The following is a 16,129-nucleotide window of genomic DNA, read 5'->3' as shown; positions in this document are numbered from 1 at the left end:
GCCGGGAGAGAGAATCGCGCTGTTTCCGGAGTGTTGTTACACGGCGCGTTTACGCGGAAGAGGAGGGATTCGTGTTGAGAGGTTGTTCCCGGTTTGGGCTTGGAGGGCTTTCGCTCCTCCTCGCCGCCGCGTTGTTCGTTGCCGGCCCGGCAGCGGCCGCGGGATTCTCCATTTTCGAGGCAGGCTCCCGTTCCACGGCCATGGGTGGCGCCTTCGTGGCGCAGGCGGACGATCTTTCCGCGATGTTCTACAACCCCGCTGGCCTCGCCGAGTTCACCGAGAAGGGGAAGCTCAAGACCATGATGGGGGTCACCCTCATCATTCCCACCTCCAAGATGGAGGAGGGCTACAACCCCTACCCCGGCCAGGGCTACCAGGCCGAGATGACGGACCAGTTCTTCTTCCCGCCGAACCTCTACGCCTCCTACGGCCTGAGCGAGTGCGTCAGCCTCTCCTTCGGCACCTGGTTCCCCTTCGGCCTCGCGACCCGCTGGGACAATCCCGACGAGTTCCGCGGCCGCTTCCTCTCGCAGTACGCCGACCTGAAGCAGTACGCGGCGGGCCTCCAGATCGCCTGGAAGATCAACGACGTCATCTCGATCGGCGTCGGCCCGGAGGCGCGGTTCTCGACGGTCAAGCTCCAGGGGAAGGTTCCGCTCTTCGACCCCTTCACGAACCGGATCGTCGACGCGGCGCACGCCGACATCCGGGGCGACCTCGAAGTGGACCTCACGTTCGGGGCCGGCATCAAGCTCAACCCGACGCCGAATCTTTCGATCGGGGCCTCGTACCACGGCGCCGTCGACGCGGACTTCGGCGGAACGGCGATGTTCTACTCGCTCGACACCGGCAACGCCCAGCTCAACGCCGCCTTCGCCTCGAAGATCCCGGTCAACAAGGACGTCCCGGTCAAGACCACGATCCAGTTCCCGGCGCAGACCCAGATCGGCATCGGCTACGACTTCGGGAAGCTGACGCTCCAGGCCGCCGGCACCTTCACCGAGTGGTCGGCCTTCGACACGACCGTCCTCGAGTTCGAGTCGGTCGACGGCAAGCAGGTCCCGACGAGCGTCCTGCCTCACGACTGGGAGGACGCGTGGGCCTTGCGCTTCGGCGCGAAGTACGCGATGAGCGACACCTTCGACCTGATGGGCGGCTTCGTCTACGACCAGACCCCCGAGCCCGACGGCGACGTCGGCCCGCTCCTTCCCGACGCGAACCGCCGCGGCTACTCCGTCGGCTTCAGCTGGAAGATCACGAAGCGCACCTGGCTCGACTTCTCGAACCTCTACCTCACGTTCAGCGAGCGCTCCGTCACGACGAACGACGACAACTTCAACGGGCGGTACAAGAACACGGCGAACCTCACCGTCCTCAACCTCCGGACGAACTTCTGAGGGGGTGAACAGTGAAGACCATCAAGACCACCCTCTTCGTCGCCCTCGCGCTCGTCCTCGCGGTCTCGGCCTCTCCGGCCGCCGCCCAGGCTGACTTCTCCAAGTTCGTCGTCGTCGGCGCGTCCGTCGACTCGGGATTCATCGACAGCTGCTGGGTCAAGCACGGCCAGACGGACTCCTGGCCTGCGATCCTCGCCCGTCAGGCGGGCGTCACCAGCTTCCAGCAGCCCATCATCGGCGAGCCCGGCCTCGGTCCCTGCCAGATCCTCACGAGCCTGGCGCCGACCTTCAGCTACGCGCCGAACACCGGCAAGCCCGAGAACCTCACTCTTCCCACCCCCTACAACAACCTGGCCATCCCCGGCTACCTCGGGGCCAGCGTCGTCAACTGCGTCACGAACACCGGCACCGTTCCGTGCAAGAACGCCCTGATCGACGTCGTCCTCCGGGGCAGCGGCGCCACGGTCCTCCAGCAGGCCGCCTCTCGCACCCCGACGTTCTTCGCCATCGGCGTCCTCGGGAACGAGCTTCTCGGCCCCGCGACGTCGGGCACGGTCATCGACGGCGTGACGCTCATCTCCAAGGAGGCGTACGCGGCCTCGTACAAGACCATCGTCGACACGATGAAGGCGGCCCAGGGCGGCACGGGCAAGGGCATCGCGCTCACGATCCCGGACGTCACGAGCCTGCCGTACTTCACGGCCGTCAGCCCCATCATCGGCGTCAACCCGGCCACGGGCCAGCCGATCACCGTCCTCGGCCCGACGGGCTGTCCGGCCGGCGTCCCGGCCTGCCCGGTGCCGACGAACACCATCGTGCCGCTTCCGCTCGGCAGCCTGATGAAAGCCGGGTACGGCATCCCCTGCGCCGTCGCCCCTCTCCCGGCGTGCAACAACCCGCTCCCGGACAACGGGACCGTCATCGCTGGCGCCGCCGTCCCGGGCCTCCTCTACGCGAGCGAGGTGTCGCTCCTGAAGACCCGCGGCGGCGAGTACAACGCCCAGATCGCCGCGCTCGCCACGGGGGCCGGGTACAAGGTGTTCGACTCCGCCGCCCTCCTGGCCGACATCGCCGCGCACGGACGGGAGTACGCCGGGATGACGCTCACGTCGGCCTACCTCTCGGGCGGCGTCTTCTCCTACGACGGCGTCCACCCGAGCGCCACGGGCTACGCGATCGTCGCGGACGCCCTCGTCCAGTTCGTGAACGCGAACTACGGGACGAGCTTCCCGCGGGTCGACATGGCCGCGTACCTCTTCAACGGCAACTCCTCGCCGGGCGGCTTCCCGAAGAACGCCTTCGGCCCTCCCACCCAGCAGGAAGTCATCGAGTTCGCCGCGGCGTACTTCACGCCGAAGGTCCTCGACAACCTCTGGAAGACCATGGGCGCGCCGGTCAAGTCCCGGAGCATGGTGGCCGTCCCCGAGCCCGAGGATGTCCCGGTCCCGGCGGAACCCCGCCCCGTGCGCGCGAAACTCGTCGACTAAAGCTCTTCTTTACAATGGTTTCCAAGAGGGACCGCCGCAAGGCGGTCCCTCTTGCTTTGGAGCCCCCTGCCGGTTTACCCTCCACGGGTTTGGCGCCGCAAGAGACCGGATCGTCCGGCGGAAGCTGTGCCGAGCGGAAGGGCTGTATCAGTCTTGGGAATGATCTCAGCAACCGAACTTCGCGCCGGCATGATCGTCGTCCACAACGGTGAGCTCCACCGTGCCCACAGCGTCGTCCACAAGACGCCCGGGAACCTCCGCGGCTTCGTCCAGGCCAAGCTCCGGAGCCTCAAGTCCGGCTCGATGAACGAACACCGGTTCCGCTCCGAGGACAAGATCGAGAAGGCGAGCCTCGACACCCAGCAGATGCAGTACATCTACTCGGACGGCGAGGGACACCACTTCATGAACCAGGAGTCCTACGACCAGATCCGCCTGTCGGACGAGATCGTGGGCGACGCGATGAAGTACCTCCTGCCCGAGACGATCATCGACGTCGACTTCTACGAAGGGAACCCGATCTCCGTCGAGCTCCCGACCACGGTCGCGCTGAAGATCGTCGAGACGGACCCGGGAATGAAGGGGGCTACGGCCACGGCTTCGTACAAGCCGGCGAAGCTCGAGACCGGCCTGCAGGTCATGGTCCCGCAGTTCGTCGACGTCGGAACGGTCATCCGTATCGACACCCGCGACGACTCCTACCTGGAGAGAGCAGGCTGACGAGACCGCGCTCTCCGGGGCCGCGGCCCTTCTCGGGCTCGCCCTCGCGGCGGCGCTCCTTGCGCCGGCCCCCGCGACGGCAGCCCCGGATGGCAGCGCTTCGGCGGAGGCGTCGGCATCGCTCGCACCGGCACCCGAGCCGGTCCGCGTCGGTTCCCAGCCGGCAAAACCCTGCCCCGTCCGCGACCCCGAGGACGGCACCTGTTTCCGCACGGTCGACGAAGCCGACCTCGCCTGGATCGCCCGCGGGAGCCAGGCTCCCCGGAGCCGCCACGTGGCGCTTCCGCCAGGCCTCCCGGCGATCCTCGCCCAGGCCCGCAGCCAGTCCCACACCACCGATGACATCGAGAACCTCCCGCTCGAAGCGGACCCCGACGGCGACGAACCGCTCGACGACGGCCTGTATCCCCGGGGCTCCGTCACCGTAGCCGAGCTTCCCTCACTTTCCGACGAGCAGAAGTCCTTCTGGAAGGACCTCGGACAGACGCTGAGGGGCCTCGTCGTCAGGAAGAAGGACAGCAAACCGGCCTCCATCCCGGAAGCGGAGCTCGCGGCCCTCTTCGCCACGGGCTTCCCCCTTCCGATCGAGTCGTTCCCGAAGGAGAAGCTCCGCGACACGTTCAAGGCGTCCCGTGGCCGCCACAGGAGCCACCACGCCATCGACCTCGGTGCCCCGAAGGGGACGCCGATCCTCGCGGTGAGCGACGGGACGATCGAACGGCTCGGACGCGACCGCCGTGGCGGCATCGTCGTCTACCTCCGCGACGGGACGGGTCGGTTCGTCTATTACTACGCCCACCTCAGGCGTTACGCCCCCGGCCTGAAAGTGGGCGACCGGGTGAAGCGCGGCCAGCAGATCGGCGAGGTGGGAACGACGGGGCGCACCTTCGGGGCGCACCTGCACTTCGCCATCTTCCGCGACGCCGACGCGCCGAACCCCTGGAAGGGGCTGGTCGTCAACCCCTACCTCGTCTTCTCCGCGCTCATCGGCCCGAAGTGACGCGCGGCCGCGCGCCGGCTCCTCTTTTCTCCCGCCCGCCCCGCCTCCTCGATCCACGTCCTCGTTGACCCCGCTGCCGCCCGACCGACAGAATCCGGGCATGAGCGAGCGCGTCGTCCTCCATCGCCCTGCGGAGCCGCTGCCGGACGTTCTCGCCGAGGCCCTTCGCGAGGCGGAGATCGACGACCGGCCGTGGTCCGAGGGCCCGCCCGCACCCGGGGATGGGCCGGCGCTGTATCTCTCCACGTCCTCCTGGCACGATGCCCTCTCCGATCTCCTCCCGGCAGACGCCGCCGCGGCGCTCGTCTGCTGGGGCCCCGCTGCCCAGCACCCGCTTCCGGCCTTCGGCCTCCCCCCGGACGCCCCGGCGTCGACGCTCGCCGCGATCCTCTCGGCCGCCGCCCGGGTCGCCTCCGCGCGCGCGTCGTCCGCCGCCCTCGAACGCCGGCTCTCCGAGGTCGAGGAACGCGTCTCCGCCCTGAACCGGATCGGCATCGCCCTCTCCGCCGAACGCGATCTCGACCGCCTGCTGGAGAAGATCCTCACCGAGTCCCGCCGGTTCACGGGGTCCGAGGCGGGCAGCCTCTACCTCCTCGAGGAAGGCCCTCACGGCAAGCGGCTCCGCTTCAAGCTCGCGCAGAACGACGCGGTGCGGTTCGCCTTCTCCGAACGGACGATGCCCGTGGACGACGCGAGCCTCGCCGGGTACGTGGCCGGGCACGGGGAGCCGGTGAACCTCGACGACGCCTACGCGGTTCCGGCCGGAGCACCCTACCGCCACAACACCGCCTTCGACGAGCAGACGCGCTGGCGGACGCGCGCGATGCTCGTCGTCCCGATGAGCGACCACACGGGCGCCCTCGTCGGGGTCCTCCAGCTCATGAACCGCAGGCTGGCCGACGGGACCCACGCACCCTACCCGGCCGACCTCATACCGCTCCTCCTCTCCCTGGCGACCCAGGCCGCCGTCTCGGTGAAGGCGAACCAGCTGACGGCCTCCATCCGGCTTCTCTTCGAGGACTTCGCCCGCGCCTCGATCATGGCGGTCGAGCTGCGCGACCCGACGACCGCGGGCCACAGCAACCGTGTGGCCGATCTCTCCGTGGCGCTCGCCCGCATCGTCGACCGGGCCGCCGAAGGGCCCTACGCCGGCGTCGCGTTCTCGCGCGAGGAGATCCGCGAGCTGCAGACGGCGGCGCTCCTCCACGACTTCGGGAAGATCTCGATTCCCGAGCGCGTCCTCGTCAAGGCGAAGAAGCTCGACGACGACGAGATCCTGCGCATCCGCGACCGGTTCGACTTCGCGCTCGAGGCCTCCGACACGCAGGAGTGCCGAACGCTCCTGCTCAAGCTGCTCGAGGCGGGTGTCCCCCCATCGGCGGAAGACGTCCGCCAGCTCGACCTGGTGCGCTGGGAGCGGGCCCAGGAGCTGGAGGAGATGTTCGAGGAGGTGCGGCGCGCCAACGAGCCGACCGTCCTCCCCGAGGAGGCCGGCGGCACGCTGCGGCGCCTCCTCACGCGCTCGTTCCGGGACCGGCGCGGCGTCGTGACGCCCTTGCTGAACGACTACGAGTTTCAGCTCCTCTCGATCCGGAAAGGGAGCCTCTCGCTCGAGGAACGGACGCAGATCGAAAGCCACGTCTCGCACACCTACCGGTTCCTCTCCTCCATCCCCTGGACGGCCGACCTGGCGCGCGTTCCCGAGATCGCCCACGCCCACCACGAGAAGCTCGACGGCACGGGCTACCCGCGCGGCCTCCAGGCCGACCGGATCCCCGTCCCCGCGCGGATCATGACCGTCTGCGACATCTACGACGCCCTGACCGCCGCCGACCGGCCCTACAAGCGCGCCGTCCCGCGCGAGAAGGCGCTCAGGATCCTCGAGGACGAGGGCCGCGCGGGCCTTCTCGACCCGTGGCTCGTCGCCGTCTTCGTCAGCGAGAAGATCTGGGTGCCCGCAGGACACCCGTGACCTTCCCCGGAGCGGCTTGCCTGCTCGCGGCCCTCCTCCCGGCGGTCGCGGCGGCAGACGTCGCCGCACCCACGCCAGCGGGCCGCGGCCTCGTTCCCCGCGGCCGCTGGCACCACGAGTCTCCGGGTCCGCCGCGGGTCCGGTGGTCCGTCCTCTTCCGAAGGACCGAGACCGAAGACGAGACGCGCCTCCTCGTCGAGACACCCGCCGGGCGCTGGGCCCTCCGATCGATGCAACCCGCCGTTGGCGCCGGGACTTTCGAGGAGGCGACGTCCCCTTCACTCGGGGAATCGGTCTCGCGCACGCTCACCCCCTTCCCGCCGCCGGGCACTCCGGAGTGCGCGCACCTCGGCCCGCCCGACGCCTGCGTCGTCCTGAAGGGCTCCCGCGGCCGGCTCGCTGCACGCCTCTCGGCGTTCTCGGGCAAGGACGCGGCTCCGCTGAAACGGCGGGCCTCCGGGGTCGTCTCCCCCGCGTTCCTCGCGCAGCTGAGAGGCCTGGCCCCCGCTCTCCCGATCACCGACCTCGCGTTCTACTCGGAGGACTTCCTGGCGCTCCTGGACCCGGCGCTGGCGCGCCCGCCCGGCCCGGCCCTCGCAGCCCCGCGCCTCCCCGGCTGCGCCTTCGACGCGTCGTTCGGCCACCCCTGCACGGCCGACGAGCGGCGGCGGGAGGACTGGCTCTTCCGCCGCACGCCGACGCCGCGCTGAGGGCGGCTACTCCGGCGCGGGGCGGTGCTCGGGCCGCAGGAGGTCGAGGACACTCTTGACCGGGGCGAACGTCTCGATCGGCACCTCGACGAAGAGCGTGTTCCAGAAGGCCATGGCGCCGTTCCAGAGGCCGGGTCTCTCGAGGGCGAGGAGCTCGGCTCCCCCGTGCGATTTCCTCGAGACGAAGACGGCCGCCTCGTCGACGAACCGGGAGAAGGTCCCACGGGCGCCCCGCGGCGTCGCGCAGCGCCAGGACGAGGTCCACCGGGTTGAAGTGGGTGCCGGCGGACCAGAGCGCCTTCTGGCGCGCGTCGGACAGATCCACCTCGGCGCTCTCGACGATCTGCCGCGAGAGACGGCCGTCGCGGCTGCGCACCCAGAAGGGCCCGCCGCCCGGCTCCCCCTGATTTCGTACGACGCCGCAGACCCTCAGCGGCCGTTCGAGGCGAGCCAGCACCCACGCCACCCTTTCGGCCGGCGGCAGGGTCTCGGCCTCGGCCGTTGCGTCGCCGAAGGTCTCCCGGAGATAGGAGAGAGCCTCGTCCGCCGCCGTCGGGCCGCCTTCGTGGAGGAGCGAGACGAGGTGGCCCACCCGCCGCTCGACCTCCAGGAGCCGCCCGGCGAGGAGCCGCTTCCAGAGGAGCGTCGGCCCCTTGCGCGCGTCGGGGACGACGTTGTCGATGTTCTTCACGAAGACGACGTCGCCGCCAAGCGCCGCGAGGTTGCCGAGGAGGGCGCCGTGACCGCCGGGACGGAAGAGCAGCTCCCCCTCCGCCGTCCGGAAAGGCAGCCCGTCCAGGCCGACCGCGAGAGTGTCGGTGGAACGCTCCTGGACCGAGAACGTCACCTCGAACCGCGCGTGGAGACGGCGCTGCAGCCCATCCCTGTGGCGTTCCAGCAGGGCCTCGAAGTCGCCCCGCGCCTCCTCGGCCACCGTGAAGTGAACGGGTGTCCGCCCGGATGCGGCCCGCACCGTGAGGCCCGACTCCACCAGGTGCTCTTCGAACGGCGTCCGGGCGCCCTCCTCCTCGAGGTGGAAGGGGACGAGCCCCTTGGGACGCGTGGCGAGGCCGAGCCCGGGACTCTGAAGTGTCGCCGCGAGGAGCTCGCGAAGGCGGCTGCGCGGATCGGAGAAAACGTCTTCGCCCACCGCCGCACGCAGCTCTGCCGCGAACGGCAGCTGCTCGAGGTTCTCGACGAACCGGACGACCTCGGCGGCCCCCGCGTCCCCTCTCGCCGCGCGGTCGTTCCAGTCGAACCAGGTCGCCTCCGCGTCGTCGAGGGCCTTCTGGAGCGACTGGAACATCCGGCTCGCCGCCCCCGAGGCCGGAACGAACTTCGAGAGCCGGCCTGCCTTCTCGGCCTCCTCGAAGAGGGAGAGGAGGTCCCGGTGGCGCTCCTCGGCGATCCGATCGACGCCGTCGCCGCGCGTGCAGGGCCTCTCGAGGCGGGCCGCCGCCGGGGGATGCGTCAGGAGGGCGACGTGCCTGGCGGCCTCGGCGGGATCGATCCCGAGGCGCGCCATCGCGGCGAGGTCGGCGGCGGTGAAGAGGTCGGCCACGTTCACGCTCCTTGTCGCGCGCCCGCCTCGGCCTCCTCGTCCAGGAGCCGGAGCAGGTACTGCCCGTACTCGTTGTTCTTCATCGCCTTCGCGGTCTCGCGGACCTGGGCGGCGTCGATGTAGCCCATCCGGTAGGCGACCTCCTCGAGGCACGCCACCTTCAGCCCCTGCCGCTCCTCGATCGCCTGCATGAAGTTCGCAGCCTGCAGGAGCGACGCGTGCGTCCCGGTGTCGAGCCACGCCACGCCCCGGCCGAGGACCTCGACGTGCAGGTCGCCCCTCTCGAGGTAGACCCGGTTCACGTCGGTGATCTCGAGCTCCCCGCGCGGCGAGGGCTTCAGGTTCGCAGCGATGTCGAGGACGCTGTTGTCGTAGAAGTAGAGGCCGGTGACGGCGTAGGAAGACCGCGGCTTCGCCGGCTTCTCCTCGAGGCTGATCGCCTGGCCGCCGGGACCGAACTCCACGACGCCGTACCGCTCCGGGTCGCGGACGCGGTAGGCGAAGACCGTCGCTCCCGTCTTCCGTTTCGCGGCGGACTGCAGCAGCTCGGAGAATCCGTGCCCGTAGAAGATGTTGTCGCCGAGGGCGAGCACCGCCCGCTCCGAACCGACGAAGTCCCGGCCGATGAGGAAGGCCTGGGCGAGACCGTCGGGGCTCGGCTGGGCGGCGTAGGAGATCGACACGCCGAACGGGCTCCCGTCGCCCAGCACGCGGCGGAATCCCTCCTGCTCGTGCGGCGTCGTGATGACGAGGACGTCCCGGACCCCCGCGAGCATCAGCGTCGAGAGGGGGTAGTAGATCATCGGCTTGTCGTAGACCGGCACGAGCTGCTTGCTGACGCCGCGGGTCACGGGATGGAGGCGCGTGCCGGAGCCCCCGGCCAGGATGATTCCCTTCAATGTGACTCCTCGGCGCTGATCTTAGCGGTCGCCGGGGCTCGCGGCTCCCCGCTTCGGCCCACGCGCGGCCGGGCGCTAACATGCCTCATGGGCCTTCCCGCACGCATCGCCCCCCTGGACGGGCTGCGAGGGCTGGCCGTCCTCGCGGTCATCCTCTATCACGCGACGCTCTTCGAGCCCGCAGAGGGCTTCGTCGGGAGGGCGATCCTCGGGGCGGCCCGGCTCGGGTGGGCGGGAGTCGACCTCTTCTTCGTTCTCTCCGGGTTCCTGATCACCCGGATCCTCGTCCAGTCCCGCGGGGCCCGGAACTACTTCCGCGTCTTCTACACCCGGCGCTGCCTCCGCATCTTCCCTCTCTACTACGCCTCCCTCCTCCTCCTCGTCCTCCTCTTCCACGTGTCGGGACGGGAGTCTCTCTGGTACTGGCTGTACGCCTCGAACGTGAAGATGACGATCGCAGGCTGGCCCGCGGCGCCCCTCTCCCACTTCTGGTCCCTCGCCGTCGAGGAGCAGTACTACCTCGTCTGGCCGCTCGTCGTCTCGCTCCTCCCGCGGCGCGCTCTCGCCGGCCTCTGCGCCGGCCTGGTCCTCCTCGTCCCGGCCGCGCGCGTGGCGGGCTTCCTCCTCGGCGTGCCGGACGTCGGCCTCTACGTCCTGACCCCGTTCCGCCTCGACGGGCTCGCGGCGGGAAGCCTCCTGGCCCTCGTCGTACCCCGGCTCCCCGAGCCGCGGCGGTACGTCCCTCACGCCCTCGCAACGCTCTTCCTCGCCGCCCTCGCCACGGGGCTCGTCATCGGATCCGCGGGCGATGCCTTCTGGGGCACGCCGCCGATGCTGACGCTCGGCTTCACCTCCCTCGCGATCGCCTTCGCGGCTCTCGTCTTTCTCGCGATCGCGCTCCCCCGGGAGGCGCTCCTTCCGCGCCTCCTCGAGTGGAGGCCCCTGCGGGCCGCGGGGAAGGTCAGCTACGCCATGTACGTCTTCCACTGGCCGGTGACGTTCGCCCTGCGGGAGGCGGGCCTGCGCCCGGCGGCCATCGCGCCCGGCGCCGCCGGATGGGCGGGCTACCTCGCCGTCCTCCTCGGGAGCATCTCGCTCCTGGCCGCGCTCTCGTGGAAGGTCCTGGAAGGGCCGTGCCTGGCTCTCAAGGACCGGATCGACTACCGCACCCCCGGGGAGGTCCGGCCGAAGGGGTAGGATTCGGAAATGCTCCGCCGAAACCTCCTCCCGACTCTCGCCCTCGGGGCGGTCCTCGCGTGCGCTGCGCCGCTGGCCGCCGCCGAGACCCACCCCTTCTCCATCCACGACATGCTCGCCATGGACCGCATCTCGGACGCCCAGGTTTCCCCCGACGGGACGCAGGCCGCGTTCGTCCTCAGGACGACCGACCTCGCCGCGAACCGGGGCCGGACCGACCTCTGGCTCCTCGACGTGAGGACGAAGGCCGTCCGCCGCCTGACGACGCACGAGGCCGGCGACGGGAACCCCCGCTGGGCGGCGGACGGGAAGAGCCTCTTCTTCCTCTCGACGCGCGGCGGATCGCAGCAGGTCTGGAACCTCCCGCTCGCCGGCGGCGAGGCCGAGAAGGTGACCTCCGAGCCGCTCGACGTCGACAACCTCGAGGTTGCTCCCGGCGGCAGGCTCCTCGTCCTCTCGATGGAAGTCTTCCCCGGGAAGAGCCCCTCCGAGACGAAGGCGGCGCTCGACGCGAAGGGCGCGGTGAAGTCGAGCGGGATGCTCTTCGACCGCCTCTTCGTCCGCCACTGGGACACCTGGAAGGACGGGCGGCGCAACCACGTCTTCGTCCTCCCCCTCGGCGCCGACGGGAAGCCCGCCGGCCCCGCGAAGGACCTGATGCCGCAGATGGACGCCGACGCCCCGACGAAGCCGTTCGGCGGCCTCGACGACACGGCCGTCACCGCCGACGCGAAGAAGCTCGTCTTCACCTGCAAGGACGTCGGCCGCGAGGAAGCCTGGTCGACGAACTACGACCTCTGGGAGGTCCCGACGGACGGCTCGGCCGCCCCGAAGCGGATCACGACGAGCCCCGCCTGGGACGCCACGCCCCGGTTCTCCCCCGACGGAAAGACCCTCGCGTACCTCGCCATGAGCCGCGCCGGCTACGAGGCCGACCGCTTCGAGGTCGTCCTGCGCGACCTCGCGACCGGCAAGGACCGCTCGTACACGCTCCGCGCCGGGACCGGGAAGAACGACGACCGCTCGCCGGCCGGAATCACCTGGTCCGCCGACGGGAAGTCCCTCTACGCGACCGCGGACCACCTCGGCCAGAAGGCCCTCTTCGCGATCGACGCCGCGAGCGGCAAGGCGAAGATCCTCGCCGCCGACGGCTCGATCGACGCCCCCCAGCCGCTCGGGAAGGACCGGATCCTCTTCTCGCGCCACTCGCTCCTCGGGCCGACCGAGCTCTACGCGATCCCGGTCGCGGGGGGCGCGTTCGAGAAGCTGACCTCGATCAACGACGCGAAGGTCGCCGCGGCCCGCTTCGGTAAGCCCGAGCAGTTCAGCTTCAAGGGCGCCAAGGGCGACACCGTCTACGGCTACATCGTCCACCCCGTCGACTTCGACCCGGCGAAGAAGTACCCCGTCGCGTTCCTGATCCACGGCGGGCCGCAGGGCTCCTTCGGCAACGACTTCCACTACCGCTGGAACCCGCAGGCCTACGCCGGCGCCGGCTACGCGGCGGTGATGATCGACTTCCACGCCTCGACCGGCTACGGCCAGGCGTTCACCGACGCCGTGAACGGCGACTGGGGCGGCGCGCCCTACGAGGACCTCATGAAGGGCCTCGACTTCGCGCTCGGCAAGTACGCGTTCCTCGACGGCAACCGCGTCGGCGCGCTCGGCGCCTCGTACGGCGGCTACATGATCAACTGGATCGCCGGCCAGACCGACCGCTTCAAGTGCCTCGTCGTCCACGACGGCAACCTCGACGAGCGGATGGCCTACTACGACACCGAGGAGCTCTGGTTCCCCGAGTGGGAGAACGGCGGGACGCCGTGGACCGCCAAGAGCTTCGGGCACCACAACCCGATCGACTACGTGAAGAACTGGAAGACCCCGACGCTCGTCATCCACGGCCAGAAGGACTACCGCGTCGTCTACACGCAGGGGATCTCGACGTTCACCGCGCTCCAGCGCAAGGGGATTCCGAGCAAGCTCCTCATCTTCCCCGACGAGAATCACTGGGTCCTCAAGCCCGCGAACTCGCTGCAGTGGCACGACACCGTCATGGGCTGGCTCGGGGAGTGGTTGAAGAAGTGAACCGCCGAGGCACGGGCCGGCACGCGCGGCCCGGAGCCTGAACGGCCTTCCTTCGAGCGCCCGGCGAAAGCCGGGCGCTTTCGTTTGAGTCTCAGCCCTCGTCGAAGAGCGGAACGTCGAGTCCTGCGATCGACTCCCGAAACCCGCGGAAAGCCGCGCGCGCTTCGTCGACGGCGCCGACGGCGCGCCGCAGGTCGTCGTCCCAGCGATCGAGGAGCGCCTGGAGCTCCGGCGACAGCGGTGACTCCTGGGCCCCGGGCAAGAACGAGCCACCGCTCTCGGGGACGAGCGCGTCGAGAGCGCGGCGAAGCTCCTCCGGCCCGTCCTCCGGCGGAAGGAGAAACTCGCGCAGCGCCGCTGCGCGGGACTCCCTGGTCCGGAGCGTGGCGAAGAAGGCCAACCGCTGCCGGCACTCCGCCTCGTCCTTCGGAAGTCCGACGTAGAAACACCGGGCCAGCTCGGGGACGAGCTCCGGCCGTTCGACGGCCGCCTCGTCGATGAACGCGAGGAGCGTCTCGGCCGGGTAGTGGAAGCCCGTTCCGGTCACCTTCCTCCGCGCGAGGAGGAGCGCGAACGCGAGCGCCGGCCCGCTGAGATAGAGCATCCGGTGGAGGAGGATCTCCCCCATCACCCCGTGGTGAGGGAAGTTACGCTGGAAGATCCAGTTCACGGCCAGCAGGGCGGTCGTCGCCGTGTCGTCGTCGCCGCGGCGGTGGGCCAGCTCGGCCGCGTCGAGGAGCATCTTCAGCCCGGTGCCGTCGCCCAGCCCGAGGGCGAAGACGAGCGTCGGCGGGACCGCCCGCTCGAAGACGAACGGCTCGATGGCCCGCAGCGTCGCGTTGCGCAGCTCTGCGCGCCCTCGCAGAGGAGCTTTCCGATGAAGTCGGCGATCGGGACCTGGAGAACCGGCGCTGCGTCGCACGCGACGCGCAGAAGAGACGGCAGCAGGCGCGCGGCCGTGGAGTTCACGAAGATCCATTCTTCGAACCGGAGCGCGAGCGCGACACGCCGGTGGAGGTCCGCCTCGTTCACGACGCGGAAGACGAGCTGCTCCGTCCGAGGGTCGTCGTCGGCCTCTTCGGGACCCGGCTGCTCGTCCGGGCTTCGACGGCGAGGGATCGCCCGTGCCGGGTCGGGGAGCGGAGCCCAGAGGCGCCTCTCGAGCCGGCAGTCGGATCCGCACGACGGGCAGTCGACCCGCTCGGCGTCGTGTTTCCATTCGAGTGTGTCGCCGCAGCCGGGGCAGAGCGTCCGCTCGACGGTGCTCTGCCGGTAGCCCTTCGAGCGGACCCACGGGACCGAGGCCGATGTCCCGCCGGCCTCCGCGGCGGCCGCGTCGAGGTAGAGGCGCAGCGGCGCCCCTTCCACCTCCGGCTCCACCTTCCTCAGGCGTCTCTCGAGAACGGCGAGCGAGCCGCAGAAACGGCACGTCACCTCGGGAACGTCGTCGTCCAGCTCGAGGGGCGTGCCGCACGCGGGGCAGAGACCGCGCCGCGTCCGGAAGAGGACGCGCGGCAGCTCCGCGCTCACAGCCGCTTCAGCCACTCGGCTTTCTTGGCCTCGTACTCCTCCTGCGTGAGGGCCCCGGCGTCGAGGAGCTCCTTGAGCTGCTTCAGCCGGACGACCGGGTCGACGTCCGCGGCGGCCGGCGCGCCCCCCGGCGCCGCGGCGTCGGGCCGGAGCATCCCCTGCATCATCTGCGGGACGAGCATCGCGGCGCCGAGCGAGACGCCCGCGTCGAGCGCCGAGCCCCCGCCGCCCGCCGCGCCCACGTTCGACGCGAGCTCCCCGAGCGCGTCGGTCGTCCCCACCTCGCGGTAGCTCGTCCCCGCCTGCTTCAGGGCCGTCGCCCCCGCCGCGCGGGCCTCGAGGTCGTACTGCGTTCCCTTCGCCTTCGCGAACGCCTCCGAGGCGATCTTCGCGTTTCCGTTCAGCGTCGCCTGGATTTCCTCCGTCGTCGTCACCGAGTTCACCGAGAGGTCGGTCAGCTCGAGGCCGAGCGCGGCGAACTCGGGCCCGAGGATCGCCCGTACACCCGTTCCCAGCTCTCGCGTGAAGCGCGGCAGCTCGACGAAGGGCCTGCCGAGGGACGCGAGCGCGTCGGTGAGGGCCGAGACGAGGTACTGCGCCCGCAGGAACTCCTCGAGGTCGCGCTGCCGGAAGACGGGCCGGCTACCGACGACTTTCGGGACGAAGACCGTCGGGTCCGAGACGCGGATCGCGAAGCGTCCGTTCGCGCGGACCGGGATCTGGAGGAGGACGGGGTCGGGAATGTAGACCGGCTCCGGCGTTCCCCAGCGCAGGTCGCGGAAGAGCTGTCGCCCGACGAAGACGACCTCGGCGCGGAACGGCGACGCGCCGTCGAAGGCGAGTCCCGCCACGAAGCCCGTCAGGCCGGCCACGGTCTGCGTCGTCAGGACGTGCCGCCCCGGCTCGAAGAGGGCCATGGCGCGGCCGTCGCGCAGGAAGAGGGCGCACTGCCCCTCGCGGACGACCAGCTGCGAGCCCCAGCGGATGACGGCCGGGCCCTCTGCCGGCACGCGGGCGGCGAGGATGTCGCCCGTCGCGTCGACGAGCTCGAGGATGTCGGCGAGGTCGGGCATCACTTCACCTCCCGCAGGGCCTCGGCGCGGCGTTGAAGGGCCGACTCGGCCTCCGACACGACGGCGCTCGCGCGGTCGAGGGCCGCGAGGTCGACGGCGGCCGGAAGGCGCTCCGACTCCTCGACGACCCTCTCGCACGCGTCCCGGACCTGGAGGTCGAAGGCGTACAGGCGATCCAGGTCCGCGGCGTCCACCGACGCGGCGTCGAAGAGCGCCGCGTAGCCCGCGGGGGCGTGCCGGACGCCGTCGGCGAGCGCCGCCACCCGGCGGGAAAGCGCGTCCAGCGGATCGAGGACGTCGAAGCGTCCGGTCCGGGCGCACACGGCCGTCCGGCGGTCGAGCGCGGCCCGCGCGAGACCGAGCCTTCCGGCGACGGCGAGCCGGAGAGCCTGGTCGCTCTCCCGCCTCTTCTCCCGGTCGGCATATCCCGCGTAGCCCGGAACGAGCGTACCGAGCCGGTCGAGCAGCGACTTCACGGCCTCGCTCACGGGAGGGCCT

Annotated in this window: 13 protein-coding genes; 7 read left to right on the top strand and 6 right to left on the bottom strand. The window is 70.6% G+C overall.

Annotated features, from left to right (window positions below; translation table 11 throughout):
• Positions 1–74 precede the first annotated feature (74 nt).
• From IPN03_10505 to IPN03_10485, 5 genes are all read left to right on the top strand, one after another.
• The gene (locus IPN03_10505; GenBank protein MBK9374133.1) at positions 75–1,397 is read left to right on the top strand and encodes an outer membrane protein transport protein; all 1,323 of its coding nucleotides are present in this window, start codon (positions 75–77) and stop codon (positions 1,395–1,397) included.
• 11 nt (positions 1,398–1,408) lie between these two features.
• Positions 1,409–2,884, top strand: a complete 1,476-nt coding sequence (locus IPN03_10500) for a hypothetical protein (protein ID MBK9374132.1) — start codon at positions 1,409–1,411, stop codon at positions 2,882–2,884.
• Between the two features lie 159 nt (positions 2,885–3,043).
• Complete coding sequence (gene efp / locus IPN03_10495) at positions 3,044–3,604, top strand: elongation factor P (GenBank protein MBK9374131.1); 561 nt, start codon at positions 3,044–3,046, stop codon at positions 3,602–3,604.
• Positions 3,605–3,878: 274 nt separating this feature from the next.
• Positions 3,879–4,604: a M23 family metallopeptidase gene (locus tag IPN03_10490; GenBank protein ID MBK9374130.1), complete on the top strand. Its 726-nt coding sequence runs from the start codon at positions 3,879–3,881 to the stop codon at positions 4,602–4,604.
• Between the two features lie 100 nt (positions 4,605–4,704).
• Positions 4,705–6,576 carry a GAF domain-containing protein gene (locus IPN03_10485; GenBank protein MBK9374129.1) on the top strand — a complete coding sequence of 624 codons (1,872 nt, stop codon included), beginning with the start codon at positions 4,705–4,707 and terminating at the stop codon, positions 6,574–6,576.
• A gap of 516 nt (positions 6,577–7,092) precedes the next feature.
• On the opposite strand, the gene IPN03_10480 is transcribed toward IPN03_10485, so the two are convergent.
• Complete coding sequence (locus IPN03_10480; protein MBK9374128.1) at positions 7,093–8,847, bottom strand: DUF4301 family protein; 1,755 nt, start codon at positions 8,845–8,847, stop codon at positions 7,093–7,095.
• Between the two features lie 2 nt (positions 8,848–8,849).
• On the bottom strand, positions 8,850–9,746 hold the full coding sequence (gene rfbA / locus IPN03_10475; GenBank protein ID MBK9374127.1) for a glucose-1-phosphate thymidylyltransferase RfbA: 897 nt from the start codon (positions 9,744–9,746) through the stop codon (positions 8,850–8,852).
• A gap of 87 nt (positions 9,747–9,833) precedes the next feature.
• On the opposite strand from rfbA, the gene IPN03_10470 reads away from it, so the two are divergent.
• Positions 9,834–10,943, top strand: coding sequence for an acyltransferase (locus IPN03_10470; GenBank protein MBK9374126.1), 1,110 nt, complete (start codon positions 9,834–9,836; stop codon positions 10,941–10,943).
• A gap of 9 nt (positions 10,944–10,952) precedes the next feature.
• Positions 10,953–13,028, top strand: a complete 2,076-nt coding sequence (locus IPN03_10465; protein ID MBK9374125.1) for a S9 family peptidase — start codon at positions 10,953–10,955, stop codon at positions 13,026–13,028.
• Between the two features lie 91 nt (positions 13,029–13,119).
• On the opposite strand, the gene IPN03_10460 is transcribed toward IPN03_10465, so the two are convergent.
• From IPN03_10460 to IPN03_10445, 4 genes are read right to left on the bottom strand one after another with little or no spacing between them, the layout of a single operon-like run.
• Positions 13,120–13,770, bottom strand: a complete 651-nt coding sequence (locus IPN03_10460; protein MBK9374124.1) for a hypothetical protein — start codon at positions 13,768–13,770, stop codon at positions 13,120–13,122.
• A gap of 2 nt (positions 13,771–13,772) precedes the next feature.
• Positions 13,773–14,573: a hypothetical protein gene (locus IPN03_10455; GenBank protein MBK9374123.1), complete on the bottom strand. Its 801-nt coding sequence runs from the start codon at positions 14,571–14,573 to the stop codon at positions 13,773–13,775.
• Positions 14,555–15,631: an SPFH domain-containing protein gene (locus IPN03_10450; GenBank protein ID MBK9374122.1), complete on the bottom strand. Its 1,077-nt coding sequence runs from the start codon at positions 15,629–15,631 to the stop codon at positions 14,555–14,557. The genes IPN03_10455 and IPN03_10450 overlap by 19 nt, the downstream gene beginning before the upstream one ends.
• Positions 15,631–16,119, bottom strand: a complete 489-nt coding sequence (locus IPN03_10445) for a hypothetical protein (GenBank protein ID MBK9374121.1) — start codon at positions 16,117–16,119, stop codon at positions 15,631–15,633. The genes IPN03_10450 and IPN03_10445 overlap by 1 nt, the downstream gene beginning before the upstream one ends.
• Between the last annotated feature and the right edge of the window lie 10 nt (positions 16,120–16,129).

This window comes from Holophagales bacterium (genome assembly GCA_016719485.1).
Classification (GTDB): Bacteria; Acidobacteriota; Thermoanaerobaculia; order UBA5066; family UBA5066; genus UBA5066.
Note: the sequence above shows the minus strand (reverse complement) of the source record. Positions and strands in the feature narration are given on the sequence as shown.

Coding starts and splice junctions, on each gene's coding strand:
- IPN03_10450 (MBK9374122.1), bottom strand. CDS start 15,631: ATGCCCGACCTCGCCGACATCCTCGAGCTCGTCGACGCGACGGGCGAC.
- IPN03_10485 (MBK9374129.1), top strand. CDS start 4,705: ATGAGCGAGCGCGTCGTCCTCCATCGCCCTGCGGAGCCGCTGCCGGAC.
- efp (MBK9374131.1), top strand. CDS start 3,044: ATGATCTCAGCAACCGAACTTCGCGCCGGCATGATCGTCGTCCACAAC.
- IPN03_10460 (MBK9374124.1), bottom strand. CDS start 13,770: ATGCTCCTCGACGCGGCCGAGCTGGCCCACCGCCGCGGCGACGACGAC.
- IPN03_10470 (MBK9374126.1), top strand. CDS start 9,834: ATGGGCCTTCCCGCACGCATCGCCCCCCTGGACGGGCTGCGAGGGCTG.
- IPN03_10465 (MBK9374125.1), top strand. CDS start 10,953: ATGCTCCGCCGAAACCTCCTCCCGACTCTCGCCCTCGGGGCGGTCCTC.